The organism is Veillonella criceti (assembly GCF_900460315.1).
In the GTDB taxonomy this organism is placed as follows: Bacteria; Bacillota; Negativicutes; order Veillonellales; family Veillonellaceae; genus Veillonella_A; species Veillonella_A criceti.
Map to the genome: position 1 here is coordinate 1,054,078 of NZ_UHIO01000001.1, position 12,489 is coordinate 1,066,566.

Below are 12,489 nucleotides of genomic sequence, written 5' to 3' on the forward strand. Positions count from 1 at the left end.
GGTTCGTCTCCGACGGGCAGGGATAAATCCCTTGCAACCCAAAAAAGGAGCCACATATGAGCAATAAACGTTGTAAACGAATTGAAATGAGGCTCACTGAAGAGGAATTTATTGTAATAAAACAATTAGCTAATAAAGCCAATATGACTGTAACACAATTCCTCTTAAAAGCAGCATTCAACTTACCTATTACAATATATGAAATTGACAATGTCAAAGATATTTTAAAGCCTTTATTAGGTCTTCAACGGCACTATAACAATATTCGCTTTAGCTTACAAAAGACTAATCAAATAACTTCAATTATAACGCCTAATATAGAAAAGGAGATACATTCATTATGGCAATTGTTAGCGCAGGCAAAGGAAGTAAAAGTGCCTTAGGTAGTATGAAATATGTTGTCTTTGAAAAAAAGTCATCTAACAAAAGAGCTAAACTTGTTGCTGGTATAAATTGCTCGGCTAATTATAAAGATGCTGCTAATGATTTTAAACAAATACTAAATATATATAAAAATAGAGGTCATCGAGAAGCCCACCATATGGTACTATCCTTCTCTGAGAACGAATCTGCTCAGTTTAGTAAAAAAGAACTAATGCAGAAAGCAATGGAAATAACAAAGCATACATTCCCTAATCATCAAGTATGGCTAGGTTTACATGATGATACAGATCATACACATGTTCATTTAATCATCAATGCAGTTGATTTAGAAACAGGCAAAAAACTTCAAATCGCGGGCAGAAAAGGTATGCATGACATTATGAATAAAGTGCAAGAAAAAGCGAAAGAATTAAATTTAGATGACAATATGATTGTGGGTAAACAAAAGCAGCGAAATAGAGGTGATATTCATACACGAAATCCAGTAGAAAAGAAACTTCTAGAGAGCAATAATTCTTGGAAGAAGAATTTAGTATTAGCAGTTATTGACTCTTTAGAGCAATCTAATTCTTTAAACTCTTTTATTATGAATTGCTCAAATAACGGAGTAGGTTGTCAATGGAGTACTAAGCGACAAAATGTAACCTTTTATTTACTTTCTAGTCCTTCAAAAAAAGCTCGTGCTAGTAATTTATCTAAGACATTTACATTACCTGAACTTAAATCTAAAGATTCTATCTTACATCATTTAAATATCAATTATACAAAACAAATAGAAACACAAATCAAATCGCTCCCTGTAAGAGAGATGGAAAAAAAGCACCCCAAAATTATCATTACTAAATCTAAAGGAGATCTAAGCTTATGAATATTTTGAACGAAAGTAGAGATTTAAGAAACTCACAAAAACGTGACCAAAGTTTTTATTTGAAATCAAAAAGAGATAGCAAAATAAATCCAGAAAACATCCCAACATCTAATACTACATCTAATAATTTGGTTAATCTATCGCTTAATGCAGTAGAAAATACATTAGGACAACCTTTAAATGGTTTATTACAAAAGCAAATTGTTACTAGTAATGAGTTTAATATCTTAATTAATGTAATGATTGCAACACAAAATGAGACTTTAAATGCAATTAGAAATCTTACTACAGCAGCTGGGAAGATGGAGGATATGACAAGACATTTTGGAAAAGACGTCACAAAAATCAGTCAAGTTCAAGATAAAACGCTCGAAACAATAAATAAAACAGTATCTGATTATAATAGTAATATTAGACAAACACTTCTTAATCAAGAAGAAAATCTAAATGAAACCTTAGTTAATGCAATACAAGAAAAAATAAGAAGCTCTGAGTATAAACTGTCCTCACTTAGTGAAGCTATAAATAATAACTTCTTTTATGGCTTTATCTCTATACTTATAGTAATCGCTATTCTTGTAGGTTTTAGCTATTTCACAATTCCTAAACTGAACAACTTAAATAATAATATGTATACAATTACACAAATACAAAAAGGCGATTTAAAATATTGGTTTGATGAATCTAACCACATTTTATATAAGAAAACTTTAGAGGAGTTAAATAATGGAAAATAAATGGCTTACAGTGAATGAAGTTGCTTCATATTTAGGTATATCTCGAACTGCCGTTATTAATGCTATAAAAAGAAAAGAATTAAAATCAATTACCTTAGGTCATCGAATTTTGATTAAAGGTTCCGATTTTTCAGACTTTTTAAATGCTGCTTATATTACAAAGGAGAGTAAATGAGACGAAGAAGTAATGGTGAAGGCAGCATATATCATAATAAAAAGCGTAATATGTACGAATTAAGAATCACTTACACTGATCCGTTGGGTATAAAAAAACGAAAAGCATTTTATGGAAAAACGATAAAAGAAGTAAAAGAAAATTGTAGCAAATGGAAAGAAAATAATCTTAATTTTGATAATATTGTATATAAAAACCCTTTGGTAAAAGATTGGATTGTAGAATGGCTAGAGACCTATGTAAAAAATACTGTAAGACCATCTACATATGAAAAATACAAGTGTTGCCTTAATCCAATAAAAGATTTTTTTGGTGATAAACATTTAAATAATCTAGATCCTACTTCATTACAACACTTTTTTAATCGTGAGCTTAAAAGTGGAGGTAAAAATAAAAAAGGGCTTTCAACATTAACTATTAGAAATCAAAGGCGCTATCTTTCTTCCTGTATAGATACTGCAATTAAGTTAGAGTTAATAACCAAAAATCCAGTTAAATTAACTAAACCTCCCAAAATAAAAAAGAAAGAAATAGAACCATTAACTATTGAAGAATGTAAAAAAATCATTAACCTTGCATATAATAATGTCCAAGCTATGATTAATCAAAATAAACTTGGGGATATGATGTCTGCTGAGGATTTATATATAGGTGTATATATAGCCATAGAAACAGGAATGCGCCTAGGAGAGCTTATGGCTTTACGATGGAATGACGTTATAAATGATATTATGGATAATGAATATATTATAGTGCAACGCTCCAAATCTAAAATCAAAGAACAAGATATTACTAGAACTAAAACTGGCTTAGGTCGAAAAATACAAATTAGTAATTCTTTAAGTGTTGCCTTAAAGAAGCATTTTAAAATACAAAAAGCTTACATAAAAGAAGTTAATCAATTATACAATGATCAAAATTATATTATTGGTGGACTATTTGGAAATGGATATAGTCATAGTCATTATAGCTCTAGAAAATTCAAAAAATTACTCAAACAAGCTAATATCGAACGCCGAGTACGATTTCATGACTTACGCCATACTCATGCTACCTTACTTTTATTAGCAGGTGTCAATCCTAAAATTGTTCAAGAACGTTTAGGTCATGCAAGTATTGATATGACGCTAGACACATATTCTCATTTAACTTTAGCTAATCAGTCGGTAGCTGTTAATGTTTTAGATAAATTTAATATTTAAAAGACTATAAACCAGTTTTGCAAGAACATACTTTCGATTAAATTAAGGATATGATATAATATAAAAAATAGAATTATATAGTTATAAGGCTAAAATTTATTACTAATTAAATATTAATACTGGAGTAAACACAATGAAATCTAATATTATAGTTAACTCTAAATCAATAAATATTTTAAACAAAAGAAAATTACTGGATATTACACGAAAAGAGTTTGCAGATGCACTTGATTTTGATAGACAAGAAGAAAAAAATCTTAAATTATGGGAAGAAGGAGTATTACCAATTCCGACACAAATATATAATCAAATCATGAACTTTCGTAGTATTGGTAAATATGCTCTAAGTACTAAATCAAATTATAGGTTTACACAAATTGATTTATTTGCAGGCATTGGTGGTATTAGATTAGGATTTCAAAAGCATGGAGGAAAAACTGTATTTTCTTCTGAATGGGATAAGTTTGCACAAAAAACTTATCGAATAAATTATGGAGAAGTACCTGCTGGAGATATTACATTAATTCCCCCAGATACTATTCCTAATCATGATATTTTATTAGGAGGATTCCCTTGCCAACCATTCTCTCAAGCCGGTTTAAAAAAAGGTTTTGAGGATACTCGGGGTACATTATTTTTTAATATAGCTTCTATATTGAAAGCTAAAAGACCAAAAGCATTTATGCTAGAAAATGTGAAACAATTAAAGGGACATGATAAAGGAAAAACATTAGAAGTAATTTTAAATACGCTCAATGAATTAAATTATTATGTTCCCACCCCTCAAATTTTAAATGCATATCATTTTGGCGTTCCTCAAAATAGAGAGCGTATTATTATCGTTGGTTTTAACAAAGATTACTTACCTCAAGACTTCGAGGAATTTATTTATCCAGAAGGAAAAGTTGATAATAGTATAAAAGTAGGAGATATATTAAGTAATGTTGTAAAAGATAAATACACTATCTCAGATAAATTATATGAAGGACATTTAGCAAGAAAAAGACAGCACAAGAAAAAAGGAAATGGATTTGGATTCTCTTTATTTAATAAAGAGAGTAAATATACTAGTACAATAAGTGCAAGATATTATAAAGATGGTAGTGAAGCATTAATAGAACAAAATAATAAAAATCCTAGAATGCTTACTCCGCGTGAATGTGCTAGACTTCAAGGTTTTCCAGAAGACTTTATTATTCCCGTATCTAATACACAAGCATATAAACAATTTGGAAATTCAGTTTGTATAAACGTAATCGATGCTGTTGCTGAACGAATGGTAGCGTATTTAGAACAGTATCACATAATTTAAAAAAAGGATTGAAGCGTATATAATATCTTCAATCCTTGCTTTTTTATCTAAATACTAATTCTTTAAATGTAGCGGTCCCTTTAGTCCTTATATTTTTAGGTAATTGATCTTTAGATGTAAGTTTATATCCAGAAAATTCATCTATTAAAGCACCATTCTGATAATATTTTATAGGAATATTATTATTAATATAACAAACTTTTTTGTCTTTTGAAATAGTGCCTTCGTCATCTGTAAAATACACTATATCGCTTAAATGAAGGTTTAGACCTACACAAGTATTCTTTAAATTACAAGTATAACATGAAATAGGATTTATTCCTCTTAATTTTTTATTACCTGTTGTCCCAAAACGCTGGCACCATAAAATATCAAAAAAAGTTTTCATATTAGTTTTATTGGATTGACTTGCCAACCAAATCACTCTTTCCAGTTTTCCCATATTAGAAAACTTCTTTAGAAAAGTTATTTTTTTACTAATCCCCAATGGATACTTATAAAAAGTTTCAATCCATGTATCAATTGGAATTGCTTCAGAATTTAGAAATCCTTGTTGAATAAAGCAAGCAATAACTTTTTCTGAATATCCTATAAGTTTATTTCCAGCCATATAAAACTTATTAAAGAAGTCTTTTTTCCATGATGCATACTTTTTATCTATATTGATGTATGAACTAATAAAATAGGCTGCACGCCATGGGTGACGATTAAATGCATCTACTAATGCTTCAGCTACTGCTTTTTCATCTTCATTAAATATTTTTTGTTCATATAGTGGCTCAGATACTTCTTTGATAAATGAGCCTTTATTTTTTCCCCAAGCTTTTTCCATCCCTAAAAAAATTGTATTTTCTATTTTAACACTATGAGTAAAAAATTCATTAAATAACTTAATTGATGTTGAATGCAATAACTTAAACTTAGTGAAGCTGTTAAAATTTTCTTGTAAAATATCATTTAATAATGGAAGTACATAAAACTCTATATGCTCCCATTTATTTGGCAAAGCAACTTGTTCGCCAAATGCACTCATAAAATTATAAAGCATTCTCATTTCGCTTTGTCGGCCTGTCTTAGGTTGCCAAGCTGCTACAAATCTTACTATAGAATACATTTCTTCATAGAATTTTCCATAAGGCAAATATTTCCCGTAAGAGCTTTCTATATATCGCCAAAGATCGTCTAATAAGCGCTGATAGTCTTTGTTTTCATTGCAGCATAAGAGTATATCTGTTTTGCTGATTTTATCAGAAAGTCCAATTCTATTGCTAAGTTCGTCTTTAATTTTTTCTATATAGTTATTTTCATCCTGAGAAACATTAGACAACAATAAGAATTCAGCAGTACAAGAATCTTCAGTAATACTATAACTCACTGCTACAGGGCAAGCGATAATACGTTTATTATTACATTCAAAGTGAATATATATAATAGGAAATTGTGGTAAATCAGGATAGAATAATTCTATTTTAGAAATCCACGGTATTGGAATATCACTAAGTTTAATTTTTATTTCATGATTTAATTTAAACATTTTTCACCTATTTATATGTCTCAATGATTAAACTATCCCAGAATTGATTGCTAGCTCTCCATTGTGAATAAGGTCTTATATTCCCTTCATGCATTCCACTATCAAAAAATACTATACCACGGCGAATTAACTCAAGCCAAGAATTATAATTAAATGGAGCACCAAAACAAATTCTGTCATATTTTCCATTTAAGTCTGTCTTACAGGTAAACCAGCCCATATCATTAAATTTATCTTCAAGTTTTTGCTTTAAACATTTATCACCTCGTTTTATACTAAGTGACTCTAAACCAAACCAATGTGCAATAATTAGATTTTCTTGTTGAAGGGGTTTAGGAATAATAAAATCTTTGTTTTCTCTCATATCTTTTGAAAATGAGTAAACTGCTAGAATATCAAATTCCCTAATAGGCGTATCAAAAGGGGTCCCCCAAGATTCATTTGGCTCTACAATTTTTAAAATTTGCCCAAAAGAATTATACTTATTTATTTTAGGCACTGGGCGACCAGACCATGAATACCTATTGTTTTTATCAGGATTTGGTGCTCCAAATATCCGGCAAAATGAATCCTGTCTTTGAGTTGGAGTCTTACCATCAAATAAATGTGAATAGCAACTTTTTTTATATATGTATCGATTAGCAGACCAGTCTCCAAATGATGTTTTGCTAGTAGTTTCATTTTTAAGTTCATAACCATAAAAATCGGCATGATTATCTGCATCAGGTGATTTTCCAAATTGCTCTTCCAACCAATTACCTTCTTTTCCATCATGCCTTTCATTTCGTCCCGTTACATCAGGAACTTGACCTTTGACATAAGCTCTAAAAAAGTTGATTAACATTTCCTTGTTAGGATCCATATTGACCATCCTCTCTTAACTGAACAATTCTTTAAAAATAGCTTCTAATACAGGAACAACTATGCTATTTCCAGATTGTTTATAAAGACTAGTGTTGCTTACTAAACTGCTAGCCTTATAATAATCAGAATCTTTAACTCCCATAAAACGCCAAGTCTCTAGTGGTGTTAATCGGCGAGCTGGATATAATCCATCACTATTAATAGGTCCAGAAACCAGTTGACGTCTCCTTTTTTCTAAAAAATCTTTTAAAAAAGTTCCTTTCCAATAATTAGAGTCTAAACAATATATATAATCCTGTTTAATTGGATCTAATGTTGTTTGGTTATTTTTTAAATAAAATTTATCAGGCACATTTTTTTCTAATAACTCAGTCATAGTAACCTTTAAAGGGATTTCTCTAGGATAAAGAAACTTATTTTTTCCTTTATATATACTTATGCAAAAAACTCTTTCCCTATTTTGTGGTATACCAAAGTCACGAGCATTTAAAACCTTCCAATAATTTTTATATCCTAAATTTTCTAAATACTCTAAAAACAGCTCAAAAATTTTTTTATGATTATTACCCACAAGATTTTTAACATTTTCCATCATTAGATATTTAGGGCGCTTTGTTTCTATAATTTTACAACATTCCCACAATAAAGAAGATCTTGTATCTGAAGATTTACTTAATCCTTTTTGAAAACCTGCTACTGATATATCCTGACAAGGAAATGAATAAGTAAAAAAATCAAAATCAGGAAGATCTAAGGGATTAATAACTCTGATATCTCCATAATTTTTACTTAAAACATTAGCAAGATACATATCTTTAAGTTTTTGCCCCTTTAGATTTTTTGCTTTATTAACAAAAGTTTTATAATCTAAAGGAACATTTATTTTTTCTAAATAGCCCCTCATGGACTGATCAGAGACATTTAATGGTTCATTTCTTTTTTCTAATAGATGTTCATGAATAGCAGCATACGAAAGAATAACATCACCTTCAATTTCAGATATACCTACTATTTCATGTGGAATTTTGAGATTTTTTAAAGCCATCCTTTGACTACCATATCCAGCAAAGGCTTCAAAAACTTTAAGCATAAATTTAATACTCCTTACATATATGTTCAGGGAAGATATTCGTTAAATCATTTTTTATTTTCCCATCTAGTAATATAACCTTTTTGTCCAAATATTTTTTTAGCTCTATGTTATTTTCTAATAAAATATATGACTGAGGTGGAAAAAAGTTTGGTACATTAGTCCGCAAATCTTGTAATGTGATAGGCTCAATTCTTTGAAATCCAATAATTTCAGCACCATATCTATAATTTTTTTGTTCAAATAACTCTATACGATGGCATATTAATTTATTTTCTTTATATTGAAGCTTCCACTTATTTATTGAATGAATTCTTCCAAAATATATTATTCCACAAATAGCTTTTACTGGTTTACTAATATACATATAAGCAAATCTGCATTCTTTTGGAAAATTTCGTCTATATTCTATCAGTTTTTCTCCTCGTATAATTTTATTATAAATGGAGGGCCAAAAACTCATTACTGGAACCATTTATTATTACCTCTTTTCAAATAATTAAGAGTATGATATAGAGTTAAAATAGTGAACAATTTATATTATGATCATAAAATCATGGATAAGTATTTATAACATATTAAATATATATTCTCATTTAAGTATAATAAAAAGTACATCATCTAAAGATTATAAAGAAAAATTTATAACAAAAAGGTAGAAAATGAACACTCATTTTCTACCTTTTTTTAAAAAACTGGCTGACAAATTGGCTGACAAAATTATTTTTTCTAATAATTTTTACTTAAAAAGTCAGTAAATATCAGTGGTGCGCCTAGCAGGATTCGAACCTGCGCACCCGGTTCCGGAGACCGGCGCTCTATCCCCTGAGCTATAGGCGCATATAAGGGTAACGCTATTTTGTTACAATATAATATTTCAAATATAATATCTTAACAAAAAGGCTACCCAATTATTATATCAGTGCCAATTGTAGACTGTCAAATCGCTATCGTATACTAACAACGTAAAACAATTTTCTCTACATCACTACATGCCTTAATCATGTTTCAATTGTTTATTGCCAAGGCCTGTTTTACGGAAAATAGTAAAGCAAAGGCTAAGCACGATAGCTACGACTGTTGCTAGTCCCATCCCTTGAAGAACTACAGGTCCTAATGTCACTTGAGCGCCACTTAAACCAGTAATCATAACAACGGATGTCAAAATCAAATTATCAGGGCGCGTATAATCTACTTTGCGTTCTACTAACATACGCAAACCAGAAGCCGCAATGATACCAAATAATAGGATACTTACACCACCCATAACCGGTACAGGAATCGCATGGATTAAGGCTGCAATTTTACCAATAAAGGAAAATATAATCGCCAACACAGCCGCACCACCGATTACATATACACTAAATACTCGTGTAATTGCCAATACACCAATATTTTCACCATAAGTGGTATTTGGCGTAGCTCCAAAGAAGCCTGATAACACATTAGCAATCCCATCACCTAATAAAGATCGTTGAAGTCCTGGATCTTTCATAAGGTCACGACCGACAATATTACTCGTCACAACCAAGTGCCCTACATGTTCAGCAAATACCACGAATAATGCTGGCATAATCATCAAAATAGCGTTGATATTAAATACAGGGGCACTCATATGAGGCAAAGAGAACCAAGCCGCTTCTGAAACTTTTGAAAAATCTACCACACCCATAAACGCAGCTAAAATATAACCAGATACAACGCCAATCAACACAGGAATAACCGCAAAAAAACCTCGGAATACAACGGTTCCTAGAATCGTTACAATTAAAGAAAATAAGGAAATCGTCAATACTTGTGCATGTGTCATGCCTAAGGTTTGCCAGCTATCACCTGTAATTCCAGCCATTCCCATAGCGACAGGACCTAATTCCAAACCAATAACGGCAATAATGGCCCCCATGGCAGCCGGTGGAAATAAAACATCAATCCAACCAATCCCCACTGCACGAACAATAAAGGATAAAACAATAAACGCTAAACCAAAAGCGATAAAACCACCTTGCGCTGCTTCATAAGACATCCCTGCCGCCATAACGGACAAGACAGGCGCTATAAATGCAAAACTAGAGCCTAAATAGGAAGGAATCTTCCCTTTACAAATAAATAAATACAGAATCGTCCCAATCCCATTCATAAAGAGTGCTGTTGCTGGATCCGCTTTTAACAAATACGGTACTAATACCGTAGACCCAAACATAGCAAATAAATGTTGAAAACTTAATGGCAACATAGCCGCATTGGACGGCCGTTCAGACACATCAATAAAGTCTTTCATGTCCTCTAAATCCTTTCTTACTACACACTGAACACCGATATTTATTTACAAGTATCTATCACACATTCATTTCGTTTCACCTTACCCATTGGACGGTCTGAAACGACTGCGCGTTTCTTCACGCAGTGAAGGCATCACACCTTGACTCCCAATCTTGCGGTTAAGTTCTTCATTAGTTCGTGAAATACTCAATAAGATAGCAACAGCTACTACATTCATCAATAGTGAAGAACCACCATAGGAAACAAAGGGCAACGGTACCCCTGTAACTGGCAGTATACCACATACCATAAGCATATTAAATACCGCTTGACCACCAATAATACTGGTAATCCCTAAGGCCATTAGTTTACCAAAGAAATCGCGAGCGTCGATAGCCACTCGAAATCCAAAATATACAAACCCAAGTACTACAAAGCTTAATATAGCTGCCCCGATTAAGCCTGTTTCCTGAGCCCACACAGCAAAGGCAAAGTCAGTATGTGCTTCTGGCAAATAAAAATACTTTGCCGTTCCTTGCCCTAGCCCCTGACCAAAGATGCCACCTGACCCAATAGCCAACATACTTTGTACACTTTGGTAACTTAGCGTTTGCGCATGCCCCCAAGGATCAAGCCAAGCTAAAATACGTTCCAAACGATACGGTGAATGCCAAACCATGGCTGCAAAACCAATAGCTCCCACAATCATTACTACACTCAATTGTCGAATACTTCTTTGATTTAAACGAGCCATAATCATCAAAATCAATGGAAAGCCAACAATTAACATAGCCGTCCCTGTATCTGGTTGTACTAATGTAATAATGCCAAATAGTAGTGGCGCCCATAAAGCCTTAGCGGGTACAGGATATTTTCGCACTTGACCAGTAGCATCTCGTGATTCAAATAAAGATACTGTCGAATAGTGTTGTCGCCACTCTTCAATACATTGAGCCGCCCAAATAACACCGGCTAGTTTAGCAAATTCAGAGGGCTGTACCGATAAGCCAAAGGGCAAACTAATCCAACGACGTGCCCCATTAACGACCGTACCAAATAAACCAACCCAAGCAAGGGAAGCAAAAACGCCCATCATAATCCAGAATATAAATTTGGGTTCTTTAAGTCGTCGGTAATCTAAATGGTAAAAATAACTCCCAGCAAACAAGCTTATAATTAAAAATCCAATGTGTTTTACAATATTACTCTTTAAAATAGTCCCTTGTTGTGCCATTTCAACGGACGTAGCACTATAAATATTTAAGCTACCAATAAAAATCCAAATGGCAACCACTAATATAATACCTTGTGCATCATTGCGTACGAGCCGTTGTAACCAACTTTCTTTAGCTCGTTTTGCCTGCTTCGCCATGACTTACGCCTCCTCAGGTTTGATTGCTTCTAGGCGGAAAATCGGCTGTCCTTTTTTACTAAATTTTTCTTCATATTCAGTCATTACATTGGGCATATCCGTACTATGTAAATCATACGTTACATTTTTTAACGTCCAGCCACATTCTTTAAATTCTTCTAAGGAAAATAAGAATAAACCTTCATTATCCGTTTTAAAATGAATTTCCCCCTGTGGCTTCAACAACCGTGCATACCGCTCTAAAAATGTACGGTAAGTTAATCGGCGTTTCGCATGCCGTGCCTTTGGCCATGGATCACAGAAGTTAATATAAAAACGGTCTACTTCCCCATGCTCCACTACCTCTTCAATACCTGCAATATCAAAGAGCGTTACTTTGGCATTCGGTAAACCACGTTCAAACACTTTCTGAGCGGCATAATAAAGCACACCCAATTGTACTTCAAAGCCCACAAAATTAGCTTCTGGATATGTTTCAGCCATCCCCGCAATAAAACGGCCCTTACCAGTACCTAATTCAAAATATAACGGTTTCGTAGGGTCTACGAATAATTCACGCCACGCCCCTTTGTGAGCCTCATGGTTCTCCAAAATCACATGTGAATCATACTCGTGAATCGCCTCATCAATCCAAGGTTTTCTACGTAATCGCATACTATCTCCTTTAAGTCTATTAATCCTATACTACTATT

The 12,489-nt window shown here is 32.4% G+C and carries 13 protein-coding genes and 1 tRNA gene; 6 read left to right on the plus strand and 8 right to left on the minus strand.

Annotation, left to right across the window (positions count from 1 at the left end; translation table 11 throughout):
- Positions 1–56 precede the first annotated feature (56 nt).
- From DYE54_RS04760 to DYE54_RS04785, 6 genes are all read left to right on the plus strand, one after another.
- The gene (locus DYE54_RS04760; RefSeq protein WP_115310169.1) at positions 57–383 is read left to right on the plus strand and encodes a plasmid mobilization protein; all 327 of its coding nucleotides are present in this window, start codon (positions 57–59) and stop codon (positions 381–383) included.
- Entirely contained in the window at positions 341–1,252 is a 912-nt protein-coding gene (locus DYE54_RS04765; protein WP_115310170.1) for a relaxase/mobilization nuclease domain-containing protein, read from the plus strand. The genes DYE54_RS04760 and DYE54_RS04765 overlap by 43 nt, the downstream gene beginning before the upstream one ends.
- Complete coding sequence (locus DYE54_RS04770) at positions 1,249–1,989, plus strand: hypothetical protein (protein ID WP_115310171.1); 741 nt, start codon at positions 1,249–1,251, stop codon at positions 1,987–1,989. The genes DYE54_RS04765 and DYE54_RS04770 overlap by 4 nt, the downstream gene beginning before the upstream one ends.
- The gene (locus DYE54_RS04775; protein ID WP_115310172.1) at positions 1,979–2,164 is read left to right on the plus strand and encodes a helix-turn-helix domain-containing protein; all 186 of its coding nucleotides are present in this window, start codon (positions 1,979–1,981) and stop codon (positions 2,162–2,164) included. Before DYE54_RS04770 ends, DYE54_RS04775 begins: the two co-directional genes overlap by 11 nt.
- Positions 2,161–3,366, plus strand: a complete 1,206-nt coding sequence (locus DYE54_RS04780; protein WP_115310173.1) for a site-specific integrase — start codon at positions 2,161–2,163, stop codon at positions 3,364–3,366. Before DYE54_RS04775 ends, DYE54_RS04780 begins: the two co-directional genes overlap by 4 nt.
- Before the next feature lie 133 nt (positions 3,367–3,499).
- Positions 3,500–4,678 carry a DNA cytosine methyltransferase gene (locus DYE54_RS04785; protein ID WP_115310174.1) on the plus strand — a complete coding sequence of 393 codons (1,179 nt, stop codon included), beginning with the start codon at positions 3,500–3,502 and terminating at the stop codon, positions 4,676–4,678.
- Positions 4,679–4,721: 43 nt separating this feature from the next.
- Here DYE54_RS04785 and DYE54_RS04790 read toward each other — a convergent pair whose 3' ends face one another.
- The 8 genes from DYE54_RS04790 to trmB all read right to left on the minus strand — a co-directional run bounded on the left by DYE54_RS04790 (position 4,722) and on the right by trmB (position 12,451).
- Complete coding sequence (locus DYE54_RS04790; RefSeq protein ID WP_115310175.1) at positions 4,722–6,212, minus strand: hypothetical protein; 1,491 nt, start codon at positions 6,210–6,212, stop codon at positions 4,722–4,724.
- Positions 6,213–6,219: 7 nt separating this feature from the next.
- Positions 6,220–7,074, minus strand: coding sequence for an LlaMI family restriction endonuclease (locus tag DYE54_RS04795; protein ID WP_115310176.1), 855 nt, complete (start codon positions 7,072–7,074; stop codon positions 6,220–6,222).
- A gap of 15 nt (positions 7,075–7,089) precedes the next feature.
- Positions 7,090–8,166 carry a DNA cytosine methyltransferase gene (locus tag DYE54_RS04800; RefSeq protein WP_115310177.1) on the minus strand — a complete coding sequence of 359 codons (1,077 nt, stop codon included), beginning with the start codon at positions 8,164–8,166 and terminating at the stop codon, positions 7,090–7,092.
- 4 nt (positions 8,167–8,170) lie between these two features.
- Positions 8,171–8,641 carry a hypothetical protein gene (locus DYE54_RS04805; RefSeq protein WP_115310178.1) on the minus strand — a complete coding sequence of 157 codons (471 nt, stop codon included), beginning with the start codon at positions 8,639–8,641 and terminating at the stop codon, positions 8,171–8,173.
- Positions 8,642–8,931: 290 nt separating this feature from the next.
- Positions 8,932–9,006, minus strand: a tRNA-Arg gene (locus tag DYE54_RS04810).
- 157 nt (positions 9,007–9,163) lie between these two features.
- Positions 9,164–10,444 carry a uracil permease gene (gene uraA, locus DYE54_RS04815; RefSeq protein WP_115310179.1) on the minus strand — a complete coding sequence of 427 codons (1,281 nt, stop codon included), beginning with the start codon at positions 10,442–10,444 and terminating at the stop codon, positions 9,164–9,166.
- An 81-nt stretch (positions 10,445–10,525) separates the two neighbouring features.
- The gene (locus tag DYE54_RS04820) at positions 10,526–11,797 is read right to left on the minus strand and encodes an FtsW/RodA/SpoVE family cell cycle protein (protein WP_115310180.1); all 1,272 of its coding nucleotides are present in this window, start codon (positions 11,795–11,797) and stop codon (positions 10,526–10,528) included.
- Between the two features lie 3 nt (positions 11,798–11,800).
- A complete protein-coding gene (gene trmB / locus DYE54_RS04825) occupies positions 11,801–12,451 on the minus strand; it encodes a tRNA (guanosine(46)-N7)-methyltransferase TrmB (protein WP_115310181.1) in 651 nt (216 codons plus the stop codon).
- Positions 12,452–12,489 lie beyond the last annotated feature (38 nt).